The organism is Paenibacillus sp. S25 (assembly GCF_019454085.1).
Lineage (GTDB): Bacteria > Bacillota > Bacilli > Paenibacillales > Paenibacillaceae > Paenibacillus > Paenibacillus polymyxa_B.
The window spans coordinates 2,301,977-2,321,476 of the sequence record NZ_CP073683.1; the positions used below are offsets into that span (position 1 = coordinate 2,301,977).

The window sequence follows — 19,500 nt, forward strand, 5'->3', positions numbered from 1 at the left end:
GAATGCTGTCTATGAGAAAAAGTCAATAGTTGATACAAGCCTTTTTGACATCAGTTTTTGCGATAATGTGTGGAATTGATATCATTAGGGTATGAATTCCTGCATTTTCGCTGTCGCACTCTGTATGGAGTGCGTGGATTGAAATATCTATCCATGTGGTCGTGTAGCTCCAAGCCTTGGTCGCACTCTGTATGGAGTGCGTGGATTGAAATCCTCCTTATACTGCGTTTATAAACTCCGTGACTCCGGTCGCACTCTGTATGGAGTGCGTGGATTGAAATTGCTTCAAATAGATATCGACTTTCTTATTAACAATGTCGCACTCTGTATGGAGTGCGTGGATTGAAATCTTATGCTCCGGTATAATAATGCGCGAGCTTTCCCATGTCGCACTCTGTATGGAGTGCGTGGATTGAAATTTCTAACATCTCCGCCTCGTACCCGCTGACCTCTCGTCGCACTCTGTATGGAGTGCGTGGATTGAAATAGCCAATATTGGAGCAGACATCTCCCTCGGGAGACAGTCGCACTCTGTATGGAGTGCGTGGATTGAAATAGGCCCACTTTCTGCTTGTACTCTGCAATTCTCGTAGTCGCACTCTGTATGGAGTGCGTGGATTGAAATCGATCTCTCAGTTCATCATCATCTACAATAACCAAGTCGCACTCTGTATGGAGTGCGTGGATTGAAATGAGCGTTCAAGCGCTCCAGTCGTTCCCGAATGTGGTCGCACTCTGTATGGAGTGCGTGGATTGAAATTGGCAATAGGCAAGGTATGAAGCTTCACTGTTTTTACCGTCGCACTCTGTATGGAGTGCGTGGATTGAAATTTGTGTCGTAGAGGAGTTTTGCGATACGTAGTGATCGTCGCACTCTGTATGGAGTGCGTGGATTGAAATATTCGGAGTACGAACCAGTACCGAAGTCGGCTCGGTCGCACTCTGTATGGAGTGCGTGGATTGAAATAATCCAAACAAATGAAAATTTGCCCCATGAACTGCCCGTCGCACTCTGTATGGAGAGCGTGGGTTGAAATATGTTTATTGGCATCAATGGTCCTGATGAACCGGCACGTCGCACTCTGTATGGAGTGCGTGGATTGAAATCTCTATCCCCTCTCCTTGGGTAGCTATTAGAGCTGCTGTCGCACTCTGTATGGAGTGCATGGATTGAAATGTAAAGAAAATGCTTCGTGCAGAAAATACACGCTATGGTCGCACTCCATGTGAGTGCGTGGATTGAAATAGGTAACAGAGATGAACCAGTATAGTGTACCGAAGGAGTCGCACTCTGTGTGGAGTGCGCGGATTGAAATTTGCTAGGACTTGAAGAATTAACAGTAGAAGCTAAAGTCGCATTCTATATGGGTGCGTGGATTGAAATTTGAAGATACTGGTGAAAAGGGACAGCCTCGTACGTCGCACTCCATGTGAGTGCGTATTGGAGAGGTAGCATATTTCATAAGGAGGTTTTGTATTGGCTCCGGCGCATTATCGCTACTTTTTGGAGTAAGGAAGAAGACAATGACGCTTTTGAGGCAGGTGTTCAATCTCTTCTAATGAAAATCTCAGAACAATACAAACTAACGTATGGCGAAAAAACACAGCTGCTTGCTTCAATGATACTAGAGTATTCGAAATACGTAATAAGATGGGAACGTCACAGTACAATGGATGAAGAAGGAATGTGGGAGTAATTGAGACAAATGCGGCACTGGAGTTGAACGAACTGGACTTGATAGAGGAGAGATTGAAATCTTCTGTATGGCTACATAATTATACTCAATTCACAGCCCTAGGACCTATTAGCACATTTGTCTGAAAAGGCACATATAAGTTATTACCTGCCAGTCATTATTTATATTTTTCTAATACACTTTTCTTCAGCTCATTATACTGATTATTAGTAGCTTGTAATGTTTTTTCTTCTGCATCAGTCCCAGATAAATCATGCTTTCCTTGTTCTAAAGCATTAATCCAATATCCACCAAGCGGTTCACTCCATACTAAAAATAAGATGTATTCCTTCCCTTCTTGCATTGGTGTGTAATCTTCATAATTCATTCTAATACTGCCCTGCTTGTCTTGGATCACATAGGTAGGCTCGAATGCTACAAGTTCAGAACCGATTTCCTTTTTTATGGAATCTTTATATACTTTAGTTACTTTGACCTTAGTTTCTGTTCTACCTGAAGGCCCCCAATCAAAATTTTCAATGACATTTTTGCTTTCTCCGGTTGCAATGACTTTAACTACAGCATCGGATTGAGCTTCCGCATCATCTGCATTTGTGAAAATTGCATGGTTGGCTTCAATTTCACCTGTACGTAATATAGATGAAGGGTCTTTCATAGCAATTGGATTAGCATTATGTTGGGCTTGCTTACTTATTGCCGCACTATTTGAATATGAATAGGAGAAAATACCCATCCCAAGCGCTAGAGAAGCAGCGACCGTCAATACCAGTTTTTTCCGCATGTTTAATTCCCCCATTTCTTAACCACATGTGAAGTATCTGTTGATGTAGGTGATGAGAGAGCATATCTACCTGATTTCATCCAATGTTCTCCTGCATGAGCAGGAGCATTTTGAAAGTGGTTTAAGCCAAGTACATGACCAAGTTCGTGACCAGCATTCATAAATCTTTCTGATTGTGACCAGCCGCTTGTCCAGCCTGCATCTAATACAACTCTAGCCACATCTTAATTTGACCCATTTGTTATGGCTCCAGCGTCAACTTGCTGTCCGTTAGAAAGAAAGTAAGAGGTTGATCCGTAAGTACCTCCAGGAAGTGAGTAATTCCCGGCATAAACTTTTAATTTTGCACTTGAGGAACTTCCAGAACTCCATCCAATTCTAGATGATGTTGCATCCCACTTACTTCTCGCATTGTCTACAGCACCAGTTTGGCCGTATGTTGAAAGAGATGAATCGTACCAATAGGAGATATTACTTGCCCCACCTGATATAGAACCAATTTTAATATGCGCGGCTCCAGTGTCAGCGCTTACTGTTGCTGCCATTAAAGATAAAACAAATGTCATTGAAGTGATCATCAATTTCTTTTTCCATTTCACTTTTCTCAATGTTTGTTCCTCCTATGGAATTTTTTATAAATCAACGATCAACTATATAGACGTTGTTATTCAGCAAAAAGTTTCCATATTATAATATTTTTTGTCATTTTTTTATTTCAGTAGCCTTGATAAGAGGAGGAGAATGAAAACCTCTGTATGGCTACATAATTAGAATGGCAAAAGTAAAGCTGATCCCTTCTTGGATCAGCTTTATTTTTAACTCAATTCACACCCTACGACCCATCTGCAAGGAAAACAGTACCATTTCACATAAGGGATTCTATGGTTTTAGCGTTCTTCCCTTAAAGAGAATATACGACAGCTCATTTTTGATGATTTTATTATTCTCAATTGTTTTCACATAATCTATGTCATATTCGCGAGTTACAATTTCATCCTTATCTATATTTGGTCTTTTACGATTTCTATTTTCCCCGGCTGTGCTATTGTCAGAAAAAATAAAAGTAGTATTTAAATCTTCAATGCTCTCACTAATCTTTTTCCCTGTCACATTCTTAGCTGTAATGGCCAGATGAATTTTTTCTCCCATAGTCAATTTGTACGATAACAACTGGAATGCATTTTCATTATCCACTTGTTCTCTAAAATGATCCAAATCTTCTACATTCTCCATCATAGGTGTCTTCATTAATTCTTTCCCAGAGAGGGAATACAGTTTATTTTGCTGATCCCATTCCTGGTGTATATCTAAGTACTTAGTAAGCACCCCTAAAGGCACAAACATCGCATTTTTATAAAGTACAGGGACGGTATCCATCACGGACGTGTTCGAGTCGGTAACAATCTCAGTGGAGTTCATTTTAATCTTAACCTTGTGTGTTCCAAACTTAATTGTAGCCGTGTTAGAAGTTGGGTTAAACTTAGTCTGTCCTCCCAACAAATCATTAATGGATCTCAAAGGCACCATATAGCGATTGTTCTGATCAATATAAGGTGCTTTGGGGGCTGTGAACAAGACATAGTAATTGTTAATCTTCAAAAATGGAGTGCTTGGAGCTATACTCTGAGCTGACATTTTTCCTGTATTGGGTTGAGAAAAACAAAAAAACAATGCACCTATAAGCATAATTCTGAACAACATCTTTCCCACAAAATTTCCTCCTTAAAAGAGAGGGGCGAAGCAGCCCCTCTCATAAAAATTCAGTCTAAAAATATACTGTCTGTTTCCTCTCCTCCATGCACGTAATCCACTTCAACTTTACTCCGTGGCATAGAACAATAATCATAGGTTTGACTGTTACGCCAAGGGATATTATCTTCTGAATTTGAACCGATATAGGATGTGGCCCAACGAACTCTTCTAATGTAAGATCCATCATTATAGTCTTGTCGATCTTGTATCTGCCCTATACTTGTCGTTCTTTTGATAAGGTTACCGTTGCCAGTAGCAGTCCAACCTGGGGCCGGCTCGACATAGCTCCTACTTATCTTTTCACCGTCTGCATAACCTGTTACAGTCAAGGCAATGTTACCGTCAGAAGGAACATAAAATTTCATTTGTACTTCCTGATCGGGTTCAAAACGTGGCTTGAAAGTATAAGGGTTCTTCACACCTTCAATAAGCATAAAAGGAGCCCAGTCATTATATTTTGTACTATGCTGCAAACCAACATCAACCGCCATATTGGTGTTACTCCAACCACCCATATAGATAAATCCTGTGCTTCCATTATAACCACTATTATTATCACGAATCTCTCTAGCACTTGGTAAATGAACCCGTGTACTAGCCCATGCAAACCCTATATGTGACCATACCGAACGATACGGCACGTTTCTCAGGTCTCGACATTCAGGAAAGCTCGCGGAGTTAGTGCTAAAATCCATTGGTGTTAATAAGTGATTTCCCATACACGCTAGTTTAGGCTGTAATACGGGTAAAGTATATAACTGCCCCGTTGAATCTTTATACCTATTATTTTTATACGTAGTATCAGTTACGGATGTGAGGGATGAATTCGAATTCTTATACGTAACCTGACTCACTGGTTCCAGGGGGATAACTTCCTGCGTTAAACTTTCCTTGTTTACCAGCACTTATGATGTACATTCAATCTCGTATGATGATGATATAAACAGGGACTATTGAGGTATTTATATGAAAACTGGATTATATTATCATCCAGGCAGAATTAAATCTGACCAATGTCCTGTCATCATGAACGCATGGCATCACAGAGAAGTGGAGGAGCTGGTGATTTTACGCTGTTTGGAGGGGAGGGAGGCGGTTCAGTACAATTCCGTTTGGGATGAACTGATTTTGTAGTGAAAAATTGATTTTTACTTCCATGGACGCCATAAGCGCCCGCCGTTAGATCATGTGAATGCTTTGTTATCTTTTGCCTATACACTGCTGCCCAATTATATGAATCAGCACTGGAAGCCGTCGGCTGGATGCTAATGTAGGTTTTCTGCATAGAGATCATCCGGGATGAGCCTCCTTGACACCGGATATGATGAAAGAGTTTCGAGGCGTATGCCGACTGTTTTGTCCTGATTTTGATTAACAAGAAAATGATTAGATAAAGGATTTTACAAAAAAAGAAAATGGGATGTCATGATGAAACGATGATATAAGGAAAATCGTAATGAAGGCATGGTACAATGAAACAGGATAGGATTATGTATCTCTATTTGAATGTATTTTGGATTTGACCCAATTTAGACGTTTAAAGTATGAACTAGAAGAATTAATAGACGAAAGAGAACTTAGCCTGCATTTCTACAATTTGGGTGATAGCTATAAAAAGAAGAAGAGCATATAGGGGCTAAGGAAGCTTCCAATGTGGAAAGCTCACTGATTTTATAAGGTGCGAATGTGAAGCTCACATGAAAACCCCGGGTCCTTCGCACCTCGGAATTTGTCGAAAAGTATAGAAAATGCTATCAGTGAGAAAAAGTCAATGGTTAATTTAAGCCTTTTAGACATTGCTTTTTTCGAAAATGCATGGAAATGATATCATTAGATAATCAATTACTGCATTTTCGCTGTCGCACTCTATATGAGTGCGTGGATTGAAATTCAAACGGATTTCCCGATTTTATTAGCCTGGATTCAGGTCGCACTCTATATGAGTGCGTGGATTGAAATTACCTGTAAGAACTATTATACAGTACAAAAGGCCGTCGCACTCTATATGAGTGCGTGGATTGAAATACATCCACACCGATGATAGTGCCTTGGAGCTGGAACGTCGCACTCTATATGAGTGCGTGGATTGAAATACATCCACACCGATGATAGTGCCTTGGAGCTGGAGTCGCACTCTATATGAGTGCGTGGATTGAAATCCCTGCCCAGGCGCGAAGTCCAATCAAAGCCGTAGTCGCACTCTATATGAGTGCGTGGATTGAAATCCTCCTTATACTGCGTTTATAAACTCCGTGACTCCGGGTCGCACTCTATATGAGTGCGTGGATTGAAATTGTGCCAGAGCGTAAAGGACGTAGCAACTACGCCAGTCGCACTCTATATGAGTGCGTGGATTGAAATTGTGATTTCATTTATTTTTTGCTTTTGTTGGTCGAGTCGCACTCTATATGAGTGCGTGGATTGAAATGACAACGGAGACGTGAATATCAGAACACTTTTTGAGTCGCACTCTATATGAGTGCGTGGATTGAAATACGTCATAGTCAAATGACTTCGGCTGCTGGGAAGTCGCACTCTATATGAGTGCGTGGATTGAAATTAATTCCTTTTGCAAAGCGGCTATACCATTGCTTTGGTCGCACTCTATATGAGTGCGTGGATTGAAATGACAAATGATTAACGGTAGCTGCACCGATTTTATTGGGTCGCACTTTATATGAGTGCGTGGATTGAAATATGATGAATGGAGGACGTCCTCAAGAAAGAAATAGGCGCACTCCATGTGACAATTGACGATGCGGCAGGATTCACGGTCAGTCGTTACGGCATATGGTTTTGTTTGACTGGTATGCTTTGCATAGTTCTCAGGGCTTCAGCTGCAGAAGGAAGAAAATAAAATCGAAGTGAAACGATCTTTGTGATATGTACAATGCTGGCGATGGGCGCGATGAGAGGCAATGATGCGGGGGAATGAGGCAAGAATATGAGGGCGTACAGGGGATAAAATGCGGAAGAACCACCGAAGGATGAAAAATCCAGTGCGGTGGTTCTTTTTTTTCACTCGTCTTGTATGCCATCATTATAGGGGGAGGGGATGAAGGATGTTCCAGGATTTCAAGCTCGTCAGTGACCGCCCGTTCTCGATACAAGTAAAAGAATACGTCAATCGTTTAATTATAAAAGGGGCGCTTCAGGCGGATCAGAAGCTGCCTTCCACACGAGAAATGAGCGTTCTGCTTAAGGTGAGCCGCAATACAGTCATTGCAGCCTATGAAGGCTTGGAGGATGACGGGTTTACGTATGCGATTCCCGGAAAGGGTAGTTATGTGGCCGCCATGGTGGGCCAGTCGGCCGTAGATAACGGAGGATCTGACGGTTCTGCCACCTGGGAGGTCGACTGGAAGGCAAGAATGAACGAGTATGCTGTATCGGCTGTTGATCTCGATATGATGAAGCAGGGCATTTGTGCCCAAAAGGGAACTATCTCGTTCACAAGCATCGCTCCGGATGAGCAGCTGTTTGATCTGGGGGATGTAAGGCGAGCTTTTATGGATCGTATGGCAATTGAAGGGCAGGTGCTGCTCAACTACGGCTATGCCAAGGGCTACAAGCCGCTGATTGATTATCTGATGCATTATATGGAGAACAAAGGCGTCGATATAATTGGCAAGGATATGCTGATTACAGGCGGGTTTACAGAAGGTTTTGACATTGTACTGTCGGCTTTACGCCCTTCTGCACGCCGCGGAGCGGCAATTTGTGAAAATCCGACCCATCACACAGCGATCAAAAATTTGAAGTTGCAAGGATTTGAGATTACTGGCATTCCGATGGAGTGTGACGGTATTGATGTAGAGCGGCTAGAGGAGGTACTGCAGAACAATAGCTTCGATTTGGCCTATTTGACTCCTTCCTATCATAATCCGACAGGCATCGTCATGTCGCCGGCAAAGCGCAGCGCTGTTATGAAATTAATGGCGCGCCATCAGATTCCGGTGATCGAGGATGGATTCAATGAGGAGCTGCGTTACTCGGGAGCGCACATTGCGCCCTTAATAGCGACAGCAGGGCAAGGGAACGGGGTAATCTATATTGGCAGCTTCTCCAAGGTGCTGTTCCCTGGCTTGCGTGTAGGATGGGTGCTTGGAGACCGAGCACTGATTGACACTCTGGAAAGCATTAAGCGTGCGCGCACCATTCATACCTCAACAATCGATCAATCGATTTTATACCAATATATGCTTAACGGAAATTTCGATAAACATGTAAAAAAAGCACGTACAGAGTATAAGCGCAAATATGAGCTGACAAAGGCATGCTGTGAAGCACATCTTCCTGAGGCGCAGGTGTCTGGTGACGGGGGCTTGCATTTGTTCCTTACATTCCCGACAGGTGTAAATACGCGCCAGCTGCTAGAAGCTTGCACTGAACAGGGCGTCATTTTCACACCGGGAGACAAGTTTTTTATTCAAGAAGGCGAAGGGACGAATACATTGCGGCTTGGGTTTTCACGAGTAACAGATGAAAATATCGAACGGGGTATTCAAATAATCGGCAAACAGACGCTTAACTTTCTTAAGCATAATGGTTAGAAAAGAGCTACAGAGACGGAATATTGTTCTGAAGAAGCACCAGCGATCAAAAGAACAATCCGTAACCACATAAAGATTTTGAAGAAAAATGAGGTGTCATGATGAAAATTGGTGTTATTATGGGCGGTATTTCCTCTGAGCGTGAGATTTCTTTGCAGACAGGTCAAGAGATGATCAATCATTTGGATCGCAGCCGTTATGAAGTGGTTCCAATGGTGATTGAGCAGCGAGCGGATTTGATCACGCAGGTCCAGCAGACAGGCATTGATATCGCGCTGTTGGCACTGCATGGTCAGTATGGCGAGGACGGCACGGTGCAGGGAGCGCTGGAGACGCTCTGCATTCCCTACACAGGCAGCGGTGTCCTGGCAAGCAGCTTATGCATGAATAAGCAGTTGTCCAAGACGCTGCTGAAGGCAGCAGGTGTGCATACGCCTGCAGGCCTTTGTTGGCAGGGGATGGACGATTATGATCCGCAGGTGGTGGAGCGTTTGGGCTACCCGGTAATTGTGAAGCCGAATACGGGGGGATCCAGCATTGGCATCCAGCTTGTACAAAATGAGAAGGAGCTGCTACCAGCTGTTCAGGAGGCTTGCAGCTTGGATCAAGCGATCTTGATTGAGCCCTATTATAAAGGGACGGAGATTACCTGCTCGATCGTGGATGGCGAGGTATTGCCGATTATTAGCATTAGCTCTGCTCGTTCAAAGTGGTTCGACTACCAAGCGAAATATGAGGTCGGCGGCGCTGAGGAGAAGGTGATCGAGCTTCCTCCTGTTATTGAGCAGCGTGTGCGCGAGGCGGCACTGGCCAGCTACCGGCTGCTGCAATGCAAGGTCTATGCAAGGGTCGATATGATTTTGTGTCAGGATAGACCTTATGTGCTGGAAGTGAATACATTACCGGGTATGACCGCCAACAGCCTGCTTCCGAAAAGTGCCGCAGCTGCGGGTATAACCTTTACACAACTGCTGGACCATATTATTGCCAGCTCGCTCCATGAGCGTAAACAGGAATGGGGGATGGCGTAATATGTTTAATGAAAAGGGTACAGGGTGTTTTGTATCCTCGCGTGTACGGGATATTCGCCCATCGGGAATTCGCACTTTTTTTGATCTGAATGCAGCAGGAGGAGATACAATCGCCCTTGGGGTCGGAGAGCCTGATTTCGTTACACCGGAAAAGGTACGTGAAGCTTGCATTCAGGCATTGCGTGAAGGGCAGACGAAATATACTTCGAATGCCGGCTTGATGGAGCTGCGGGAGGAGATCTCTGCTTATTTTTTCGGCAGTTTCGCGCTTTCCTATGACCCTGAGCAGGAAATGATCGTGACCGTGGGAAGCAGTGAAGCCGTCGATCTGGCGCTGCGAGCAGTGATCGATCCAGGTGACGAGGTGCTGATTCCAGCACCAAGCTATATTGCCTATGAACCCATTACCCATCTGCATGGCGGTAAAATTGTAGAGGTGGCGGCTACGGCAGAGGAGCAATTCAAGCTGACCCCGCAAGCGCTGCAAGCGGCAATTACTCCTCATTCAAAGGTTTTTATGATCAATTATCCCTGTAATCCGACTGGAACAGTTATGACGGAGCAGGATTGGCTGCCGATTACAGAGCTCATTATCAAACATAATCTGGTCGTCATTTCGGATGAAGTGTATGCCGAACTGACTTACGGGAGAAAGCATGTAAGTATCGCCTCTTTGCCGGGCATGAAGGAGCGTACGATTGTCATCAGCGGTTTTTCCAAAGCATTTGCGATGACAGGCTGGCGGGTAGGCTATGCGTGCGGTCCGCATGAGCTGATTGCCGGCATGCTGAAAATCCACCAGTACACAGCCATGTGTGCGCCCACCATTGCACAGATTGCCGCGCTGGAATCATTGCGCCATGGCTTGGCTGCCAAGGATGAGATGATGGCGAGCTACAATGAACGTCGCAAGCTGTTTGTGGCTGGCTTGAATGCAATCGGGCTTGCTTGTCATGAGCCTGAGGGGGCTTTTTATGCCTTCCCTTCAATTACTTCTACTGGCATGTCATCTGAGCAGTTTGCACTTCGTATGCTGAAGGAAGCGAAGGTGGCGGTTGTACCTGGACATGTATTCGGATCAGGCGGAGAGGGCTTTATTCGCTGCTCATATGCAGCCTCGCTCGTCGATTTGGAGAAGTCGCTGGAACGGATGGGAAGGTTTATGCAGGTAATGCAGCCGGTATGATGAACAGGGTTAATAACTCAACTTTTGCCGAACGTCTTCATAAAATATTTTACAATACCTTTATGATTTTCGAAGACATAAAGGTATTTTTCTGATCAATGTAGTGGATATTTCCGGATGTATTTACCCAAAGCCAGAACGTTCAGCTTTGGAGTTAACTGGCAGAACTGGCAGAGGTGAAATAAGTTCAGGCAGGTATTTGTTGCTAAGCCAAAAAGCGAGTCTGTCCAGGTGCGAATGTGAAGCTCACATGAATTCTCCGAGAGATTCGCACCTCAGATTTTGTCGAATTATATCGAATGTGAACAAATTTTAAACGATCGCAAGAGGATGAGGTAATATTAGATGCGTTTTTGCCAAAATAACGTTAGAATGTTACTTAAATAGGGGGCATTTGACCCATTTTCGCTGTCGCACTCTATATGAGTGCGTGGATTGAAATTCATTAAAAACTATTGACTTTTTGAAATAATCTGTTAGTCGCACTCTATATGAGTGCGTGGATTGAAATTTCGGCCTCCGGTATGGTCTCGGCGGTCTGATTGAGTCGCACTCTATATGAGTGCGTGGATTGAAATGAATTCTTCATCCTCTTTGATATCCAGTAAATAGCGTCGCACTCTATATGAGTGCGTGGATTGAAATTATAAAGGAGCGACAAGATGGGGGCGATAGAGCAAAGTCGCACTCTATATGAGTGCGTGGATTGAAATAATCTGCTGACCAAGCTGCTGCTGACAAATTCGATGGTCGCACTCTATATGAGTGCGTGGATTGAAATAGTGGCAGTCGTCAAGGCTGTGCAGGACTATATAGTCGCACTCTATATGAGTGCGTGGATTGAAATTGACTGGTATACTGATTGCAACATCGACAGCCTCTGTCGCACTCTATATGAGTGCGTGGATTGAAATTCTCACGACAGTAACGCCCGTCACGATCCAAAGATTACGTCGCACTCTATATGAGTGCGTGGATTGAAATCTATCTGACGGTAAGCATCATTGTCTGTCCCAGCGTCGCACTCTATATGAGTGCGTGGATTGAAATTAACTAACCGAGCACAAAAGGCAGTAGATAGAAGTCGCACTCTATATGAGTGCGTGGATTGAAATCTCCTGCTCTTTTACGTACTCAATAATATCGTTTGGCGTCGCACTCTGTATGGAGTGCGTGGATTGAAATCTTCATTGGAGCAAGAAATTCAAAGTGCTGTTCCGGTCGCACTCTATATGAGTGCGTGGATTGAAATCTCCTGCTCTTTTACGTACTCAATAATATCGTTTGGCGTCGCACTCTGTATGGAGTGCGTGGATTGAAATCGACCTCATTGTAGGCTATGGCCTCAGATTCAACGTCGCACTCTGTATGGAGTGCGTGGATTGAAATTAAAGCGCTATGCAGTGATTTTGTTGGGCTACGCAATAGGTATAGGGTTATTTTACGCTTTGGGTTATAAGATGAGCGCTATGGGAATCTATGCAATTTTGACAGGAATTGTGACTGGAGAAATAATCAACTTCGTATTATCAAAGCGAGAGAAATGAACCTAGGTATCCCCTGATTGCATCAACATCAGGGGATTTTTCATGTAATTAAAAGGTACAACAGAGTTTCTGCATGGGACCTCTATATCATTACTGGTGAGAATCCACATGGGGAAATGAATTAGTCATGTCAACTCTGTGAAACCTTTTACTTGGATCAACCCAATCATTTCAGGATGCCACTCGTCCATCATGTCCCAATATGTGTAAGTTATGCTGAATTTTCGCTATAAACATTAGTTGCATAATATATTGACAGATGGTTAATTATGGAGAAGAATAGAGGGTGATTTTTAAAATAATGGAATTTTTATGTGAAGGGTGGTTATGACTTGAAGCATACACCTACGATTTCAGCGGAGTTTGAGGATTATCTAAAACAAAATGATATGACATTGAGTCAATTTGCCGAATATTCAGGGGTTCATCAAAGAACGCTTAGTAATTGGATTACTCAGCATCGTCCTATTTCCGTACAGCAGCTAGACCGAATCACTGTGGCTATGGATTTGCCAGAAGGCTATTTTTACGATCTATACATAGAAAATTACATCATTGACCTTTCCCCGAATTTTAGGCGAATCGAGCCATTATTGTATCGTTGTGCGGAGCTGGACAAGCTGTATGCTATCCGTCGAATGGTTGGACATATCATGGATAATCCGCTGTATGCGACTAGGCTATTTGATGTTGCAGAAGCATTATTTGAACAGGGACGACATGCTGCTGCGCTGCCTCTCTATGAGAATGTCGCAGAAGTGGAGAAATATCAGCATTCTGAACGCTTGGCCACCTGCCAATATCGTATATTCACGATTCAAGTTGGAGATGATCAGAGCCGTAATCTCAAGGCAGCGATACTATTTGAACCTTATGTCGAGCGTCTGGATGAAATAGTTCAGCTTGATGCATTAAAGGATTTGGCGAATGTGTATAGGTCTTTACGTAAATGGGACAAGCTTGATGCAACAGCTTGCAGAATGAGGGTTAAAGCGAGAATTCAATACACTATGAAGCATAAGCAGGAAAAGCGAAAAGATTCTGGCAAGAAAACAAGGAGTCCATTATTTGGTTACATCGCTTATGCTGACTTGTTGTGTGCATGTGTCTGTGAAGCTCAAGGCGACTATAGACAAGCTCTGCAATATACATACGCCTACGCTAATTTAGATTGGGTCATAGAGACAGACGAGGCTACTCAGCACTGGGTCAATTTGTACAAACATTGGTCCGAAGGTAATACTTACGTTAATAAACTCTTATCTGGAGATACAGGTGTGCTTACGGATTATGTTGAATACATTGCATCAACAAATGTAACGAATAAAGAAATGGTCACCAAACTGCTTAATGTTTTGATGGCTGCTAACCGATATCAGATTGATGTAGATAAAATACTTCAGCGTTTTGAAACTGAAGTTAATTCTTTCACTCAGCCGGAAATGTTGTTTGATGATATGTATACTAATCAAGTAATACCAGAGCAATGTGCACGCTTTGGATATGAATTAGCTTATTATTATTTACATCAAGGTGTGTATAGTGATGGTTTTAAATATTTGATGTATGCAATGGTAAGTTATCATACACTAAATAATGAGACTTATTTTATAAATTGTATGGGGCTGCTTTTACATTTTCGGGATTATGCGGTTCTTGAAACTAAAGCAGGTTTTTTTAATCTTATTGAAAAGGTGTGGTTAGAGAATGTTGAAAAAAATGGTACTGCTGATCATCGCGACTAGTTTTTTGTTTATTGTTACTGTGCCGGTTCATTCGCATAGTCACATTCAACTTAATGATCAAATTGGAGGTATGTAACAGAGAAGAAACACAAACAATGTTCTGCTAACTTTACAACTGACGATTATAAGGGTTCCAAAGTTTAACTCTGAACAACTTGAAACCAACTGAAAATAAACATATACCGACAAAAAGTGCCTCTGGAATATTCCAGAAGCACTTTTTTTGTTAAGCGTATTTTAAAAAAATCCAAAAATTTACGTTTTGCATTAGGATATGACACAGAAGGGGGAATCATGCTGATGAATCCAGGTGTGACTTTACTTCGTGTCGAACGGGCCAGAAAAAGACTGTACCAAGTCCAGAAGAAATATGGATTTTTAACGCATCCCAAAGTGATTGAACAATCCATGAAACTGGATGAACTATTGAATCAATACCAAATATACAAAATGAAATCTTAACAAATGAGTTCATGACATGTTGCTAATGGAAGAATGTGAAATCCAATCTCCAAACCCCAAACCCCAATCAAAATTCTAAATCCTATACTATGAAGAGGTGATAACGTTGTTGAACAAACGAAATCCTGTAACTCCTTTTGGGTGGAAAATCAAAGAAAAGCTAGTCGAGAGGCAAATGGATCAGAGAACATTTTGTGATACCTACCATATTCCTGATAGCCGCTTGTCTAATCTCATTCATGGAACACGTAAGGCCAAAAAATATAGAGTACAAGTATCTCAATTGCTTGGGATCGAAGAATAACCCTCTTTCTCCTTTATGGATACAGGACATCCTAATGATATGTAAGCTACAGTGGCAAAGGACTCCAGGTTTCTTTAATATAGATTGTACATAGGAAGCTTAATACAAGGAGTGATGGAGATGTTCTCCAGAATGGCAGAGCAGAAGATTGCCGAGGCGATGGCCAAAGGTGAGTTTGATCATTTGCCGGGAGCGGGCAAGCCACTGGTCATCGAGGATTTGTCACATGTTCCAGAGGAGCTGCGGATGTCGTACAAGCTGTTGAAGAATGCAGGCATTCTACCGGAAGAGCTTCAGTTACAAAAGGAATGTGTCCAGCTACGTGATTTGCTTCACGCTTGCCATGAGGCAGGAGAGCAACAACGGATCAGTCGCAGGCTGACTGAAAAATCACTACGTCTCCGTATGCTGCTGGAGGAAAGAGGGCTGAATACGTCATCTGTATTTTATGAATATGAGTCCGCTATGCGTAAGCGACTGGAGGAATAGAAGCGAGAGGAGCAAAGGGCGGAATGCCCTTGCCCGTACACTTTGATTTCCGTGCTTTACCTCATTACCGTTGCAGTGCAGATAATCTCGTGAGGCATTGTTTCGTCAGGATGACAGGTTCTTTGGGCAGTTTGTCCAAATGAAAGTCATCGATTAAATCCACAGCCTTCACAGGCTCAGGTGAATCCAGCAGCCCGGAAAAATAGGCGAGCCAGCCAATGACTGCTTCCGGTGTGACACCTTGTCGGCGCATAGCTCGGAGTGCTACGCCACCATGTCGTTTGGCCAGCCTTCGCCCATCAGGGCCCAGGACAAGGGGAACGTGTGCGAAACGTGGCGGCTGCAACCCCAAAGCTTGGTACAGCAATAGCTGACGGGGGGTTGAATCGAGAAGATCATATCCGCGTAGTACGTCGGTCATATGCATATCCGCATCATCGACAACGACGGCAAGCTGATAGGAAAACATGCCGTCGGCTCGTTTGACGATAAAATCGCCCCCATCTGCCGCACCAAAGGCCACATGACCTGCTACCTGATCATGAAAAGAAATAACGGCATCTGGATTTTGCGGTACTTTAAAGCGAAGTGAAGGGAGTTTATGTTGTGCTTTGGCTACGACATCTTGAGAGCTAAGGTTACGACATGCCCCCGAATATGCGGGTCCTTCACCAGACAGTCCATGTGGAGCATGAGCGGCAGCCAGAATGTCTGCCCGACTACAAAAACAAGGATACAGCAAATCTTGCTCCTGTAGTTTCTCCAATGCAGATTGGAAGCGTTCCAGCCGCTGGCTTTGAGTGTAGGGACCGTAGGGACCGCTTACGTCGGGTCCTTCGTCCCAATTCAGCCCGATCCAGCGCAAATCTTCCATAATCCCTTGCGCTAACTGGTTGCGAGCTCGCGTCATATCAATATCTTCCATGCGCAAAATATAGGTTCCGCCCAGGGAACGAACGTGCAGCCAGGATAATAAGGCGGTGCGAGCGTTTCCTAAGTGTATCCATCCCGATGGTGTTGGGGCAAATCGCCCTCTGATGGGTTGGGCCTGTAATTCCATAAGAAAGTGACCTCGATTCTATGTTCCGTCCTTCAGCAATCCATATCAACCATATTATAAAACGAACTTGCCGCGAGTGCATCCCGACAGGTATAGAAGCTAAACACGAAGCATACATAGCCGCGATGGCCAGACGGGAAATTTAAATATCTGTATAATAGATTTAGAAGGATTATGCACTACAGGCCGAAGAGAAGTCCCAGAGGGCAGCTTAGCATTTTCTATTCATTGCTCGATAATTACAGGTAATGAAAAATTCATAATAATAAAGAAATTAAAACTTAGATTCTACGCATCAAGCGTATCATTGGAGAGATTTCATTGACAGATAAACAACTGCCTATTATGCAAGTGATTCCCGAGCTTAAACATACACTGCAATCCCATTCGGCGGCGGTACTGATTGCACAGCCAGGAGCGGGGAAAACGACGGTAACACCGCTGGAATTGCTGCATGAGCCGTGGCTGGCAGGGCAAAAGATGATTATGCTGGAGCCGAGGCGTTTGGCAGCACGTGCAGCAGCAGCGCAAATGGCGAAAGCGCTGGGAGAGCCCACCGGGAAGACCGTGGGTTACCGGGTTCGTATGGATACAAAAGTAGGATCAAACACGCGGATTGAAGTGGTTACGGAGGGCGTGCTGACCCGGATGCTGCAACATGATCAGGCATTGGAGGGAGTCGGGCTGATTATGTTTGATGAGTTTCATGAACGGAGCCTGCATGCAGACTTGGGATTGGCACTTGCCCTGCAAAGCCAGGCGTTGCTGCGACCAGATTTGAAGATATTGATCATGTCTGCCACCCTGGAGGCAGAGCCTGTATGCAGACTATTAGGGGATGCGCCATTGCTGGAATGTCCAGGCACCGTATTTCCAGTAGAAACCTCTCATATGTGCAAACCTTCGTCAACTTCATTAGAGTCCTTTACGGCTGAGACGGTAGAAAAGGCGCTTGATGCTCATGAAGGCGATCTGTTGGTGTTTTTACCAGGGGCTAGAGAAATTCATAGAACGGAACGAGAATTGGCTTCAAAGCATTTACCAGCACACGTCAAGGTAATTCCGCTGTACGGCAGCATGAAGCTGGAGCAGCAGGATGAGGCAATACGCCCATCGGCTTTGGGCAGTCGAAAAGTGGTATTGGCCACCTCGATTGCCGAGTCCAGCTTGACCATCGCCGGGATCACGGTGGTGATTGATAGCGGACTGTCGCGGGAATCGGTGTTTTCCGCGCGAACTGGCATGAGTCGTTTGACCACCGTCAAGGTGTCCAAGGCCTCCGCCGACCAGCGGCGCGGACGGGCAGGGCGCCTTCAACCGGGCGTATGTTACCGGCTGTGGAGCGCGCAGGAGCATGCCGCGCTCCCCGATGCCAGCCGCCCGGAGATCGCCGCGGCGGATCTGGCCCCGCTCGCGCTGGAGCTGGCGGCCTGGGGTGTGCGCGAGCCTGCCGAACTGGCCTGGCTGGATGCCCCGCCTGAGGCCGCATACCGCCAAGCCACAGGTCTGCTGCACCAGCTCGGCTGCCTGGATGAAGCAGCCGATGGCACTACAGGCGGCATCACCGTGCATGGGCGCGAGGTGTCCGCCCTGGGCACGCACCCGCGCCTCGGGCATATGCTGTTGCGTGCAGCAGCCCTTGGCCTGGCCCCGACTGCCAGCCGTCTGGCTGCGCTGCTGCAAGAGCGGGACCCGTTCCGCGCTCATGGCGGAACGGATTTGCGCCCGCGTCTGGATGCCCTGCGCGAGGCGGCCCATGCCCGCAGTACGCACAGCCTGCTGCGGGCAGCAGACGATACGGTGATTCGCCGTATCGTGCAGGAGAGCCGGCAGCTGCTAGCCACGCTGCCAACAGCAGCCGCAGTGCAGGACGAGCCTGACGGCTCCGCGGCTTGCGGGCAGCTGCTGGCCTTTGCGTATCCGGATCGGATCGCGCAGGGCCGAGGGGACGGCCGCTTTTTGCTTAGCGGCGGTCGGGGGGCGCGACTCCGACAAGTGGAGTGGATGTCGCGTTCGTCCTATCTTGTCGCCGCCGAAGTGGACGACGAGGGAGCAGATGGCGCCATTCAGTTGGCGGCACCGGTTGAACTGCAAGAGCTGATCCAGCATTGCAGCGATTTGTTGCTGGAACAGGCCAACGTATACTGGGATAGCTCCGCCTCAGCAGTGAGAGCCCGCAAGGTACTGCGGCTGGGCTCACTCGTCTTAAAGGAAACGTCCTATGAGCGACCTCCGGCAGAGGAGGTTGCTGTCGCCTTGATGCAGGGTGTCCGTGAACGCGGTCTAAAGCTACTGTCATGGAATCGGCAAACCCTCCAGTTGCAGGCTCGTTTGATTTTTATGCACTTCTCGGCGCCTGAGGACTGGCCGGACTGCACGGAATCGGCATTGCTGGATTCACTGGAATCGTGGCTGTTGCCTTTTGCTCTAGGAGCCCAAAATGTATCCGATTTGCAACGGCTGGACAGTGCTGCATTGCTGCTTGGCAGGCTGGATTGGGAACAGCGGCAGCAGCTTGATCAGGAAGCGCCGACGCATATCCGCGTACCCAGCGGTTCCCGCATTCCTGTCGATTATTCGAATCCTGAGGCACCAGCGCTGGCCGTACGACTACAAGAGTTGTTCGGTATGAGGGATACGCCTCTTATTGGACGCGGACGCGTACCCATTGTATTGCATTTACTGTCACCTGCCCAGCGACCTGTCCAAGTGACTTCCGACTTGTCCAGCTTCTGGAGCGAGGCTTACTTTGAAGTCAAAAAGGACCTGAAGGGCAGATATCCCAAGCATTATTGGCCGGATGATCCACTGGAAGCTGTGGCGACCAACAGAGCAAAGCCAAAGCGTTGACCAGCAGCTGTCTTATTATGCGACAGAACGGTGTGAGAAGTAG

The 19,500-nt window shown here is 45.4% G+C and carries 17 protein-coding genes and 3 CRISPR repeat arrays; of the genes, 12 read left to right on the forward strand and 5 right to left on the reverse strand.

Annotated features, from left to right (window positions below; genetic code table 11):
• The first annotated feature begins 112 nt into the window (after positions 1-112).
• Positions 113-1,177: direct repeats of the CRISPR family, unit length 33 nt; unit sequence GTCGCACTCTGTATGGAGTGCGTGGATTGAAAT.
• Positions 1,178-1,854: 677 nt separating this feature from the next.
• The 4 genes from KAI37_RS10190 to KAI37_RS10205 all read right to left on the reverse strand — a co-directional run bounded on the left by KAI37_RS10190 (position 1,855) and on the right by KAI37_RS10205 (position 4,949).
• A complete protein-coding gene (locus KAI37_RS10190) occupies positions 1,855-2,478 on the reverse strand; it encodes a hypothetical protein (RefSeq protein ID WP_025722394.1) in 624 nt (207 codons plus the stop codon).
• Positions 2,479-2,702: 224 nt separating this feature from the next.
• On the reverse strand, positions 2,703-3,086 hold the full coding sequence (locus KAI37_RS10195; RefSeq protein ID WP_076294178.1) for a hypothetical protein: 384 nt from the start codon (positions 3,084-3,086) through the stop codon (positions 2,703-2,705).
• A gap of 271 nt (positions 3,087-3,357) precedes the next feature.
• Entirely contained in the window at positions 3,358-4,179 is an 822-nt protein-coding gene (locus KAI37_RS10200; protein WP_256703367.1) for a copper amine oxidase N-terminal domain-containing protein, read from the reverse strand.
• Positions 4,180-4,238: 59 nt separating this feature from the next.
• Positions 4,239-4,949, reverse strand: a complete 711-nt coding sequence (locus KAI37_RS10205) for a YrpD family protein (RefSeq protein ID WP_345945628.1) — start codon at positions 4,947-4,949, stop codon at positions 4,239-4,241.
• 247 nt (positions 4,950-5,196) lie between these two features.
• On the opposite strand from KAI37_RS10205, the gene KAI37_RS26320 reads away from it, so the two are divergent.
• The 11 genes from KAI37_RS26320 to KAI37_RS10250 all read left to right on the forward strand — a co-directional run bounded on the left by KAI37_RS26320 (position 5,197) and on the right by KAI37_RS10250 (position 15,547).
• Positions 5,197-5,364, forward strand: coding sequence for a hypothetical protein (locus KAI37_RS26320; protein ID WP_256703364.1), 168 nt, complete (start codon positions 5,197-5,199; stop codon positions 5,362-5,364).
• Between the two features lie 6 nt (positions 5,365-5,370).
• Entirely contained in the window at positions 5,371-5,499 is a 129-nt protein-coding gene (locus tag KAI37_RS26325) for a CRISPR-associated endonuclease Cas1 (protein WP_258383086.1), read from the forward strand.
• Positions 5,500-5,749: 250 nt separating this feature from the next.
• Complete coding sequence (locus KAI37_RS10215; RefSeq protein ID WP_231517282.1) at positions 5,750-5,863, forward strand: CRISPR-associated endonuclease Cas2; 114 nt, start codon at positions 5,750-5,752, stop codon at positions 5,861-5,863.
• Positions 5,864-6,088: 225 nt separating this feature from the next.
• Positions 6,089-6,927: a CRISPR direct-repeat array (repeat unit 32 nt; unit sequence GTCGCACTCTATATGAGTGCGTGGATTGAAAT).
• A gap of 365 nt (positions 6,928-7,292) precedes the next feature.
• Positions 7,293-8,783 carry an aminotransferase-like domain-containing protein gene (locus tag KAI37_RS10220; protein WP_076294176.1) on the forward strand — a complete coding sequence of 497 codons (1,491 nt, stop codon included), beginning with the start codon at positions 7,293-7,295 and terminating at the stop codon, positions 8,781-8,783.
• Positions 8,784-8,884: 101 nt separating this feature from the next.
• Positions 8,885-9,814 carry a D-alanine--D-alanine ligase gene (locus KAI37_RS10225; protein ID WP_076294175.1) on the forward strand — a complete coding sequence of 310 codons (930 nt, stop codon included), beginning with the start codon at positions 8,885-8,887 and terminating at the stop codon, positions 9,812-9,814.
• A 1-nt stretch (position 9,815) separates the two neighbouring features.
• Positions 9,816-11,000 (forward strand): aminotransferase class I/II-fold pyridoxal phosphate-dependent enzyme, encoded by a 1,185-nt coding sequence (locus KAI37_RS10230; protein ID WP_076294174.1) that lies wholly within the window; start codon positions 9,816-9,818, stop codon positions 10,998-11,000.
• A gap of 410 nt (positions 11,001-11,410) precedes the next feature.
• Positions 11,411-12,115: direct repeats of the CRISPR family, unit length 32 nt; unit sequence GTCGCACTCTATATGAGTGCGTGGATTGAAAT.
• Positions 12,116-12,382: 267 nt separating this feature from the next.
• Positions 12,383-12,547, forward strand: coding sequence for a GtrA domain-containing protein (locus tag KAI37_RS26760; RefSeq protein ID WP_481856599.1), 165 nt, complete (start codon positions 12,383-12,385; stop codon positions 12,545-12,547).
• Positions 12,548-12,879: 332 nt separating this feature from the next.
• The gene (locus KAI37_RS10235; protein ID WP_220031166.1) at positions 12,880-14,292 is read left to right on the forward strand and encodes a helix-turn-helix domain-containing protein; all 1,413 of its coding nucleotides are present in this window, start codon (positions 12,880-12,882) and stop codon (positions 14,290-14,292) included.
• A gap of 294 nt (positions 14,293-14,586) precedes the next feature.
• Positions 14,587-14,754 (forward strand): aspartyl-phosphate phosphatase Spo0E family protein, encoded by a 168-nt coding sequence (locus KAI37_RS10240; protein WP_071558834.1) that lies wholly within the window; start codon positions 14,587-14,589, stop codon positions 14,752-14,754.
• 109 nt (positions 14,755-14,863) lie between these two features.
• Positions 14,864-15,058 (forward strand): XRE family transcriptional regulator, encoded by a 195-nt coding sequence (locus KAI37_RS10245; RefSeq protein ID WP_220031457.1) that lies wholly within the window; start codon positions 14,864-14,866, stop codon positions 15,056-15,058.
• Between the two features lie 114 nt (positions 15,059-15,172).
• Entirely contained in the window at positions 15,173-15,547 is a 375-nt protein-coding gene (locus KAI37_RS10250) for a DnaJ family domain-containing protein (protein ID WP_053325287.1), read from the forward strand.
• Positions 15,548-15,611: 64 nt separating this feature from the next.
• Here the strand turns inward: KAI37_RS10250 and gluQRS are convergent, their stop codons facing one another.
• On the reverse strand, positions 15,612-16,607 hold the full coding sequence (gene gluQRS / locus KAI37_RS10255) for a tRNA glutamyl-Q(34) synthetase GluQRS (RefSeq protein WP_220031167.1): 996 nt from the start codon (positions 16,605-16,607) through the stop codon (positions 15,612-15,614).
• Between the two features lie 321 nt (positions 16,608-16,928).
• On the opposite strand from gluQRS, the gene hrpB reads away from it, so the two are divergent.
• Positions 16,929-19,457, forward strand: a complete 2,529-nt coding sequence (gene hrpB / locus KAI37_RS10260; protein WP_220031168.1) for an ATP-dependent helicase HrpB — start codon at positions 16,929-16,931, stop codon at positions 19,455-19,457.
• Positions 19,458-19,500 lie beyond the last annotated feature (43 nt).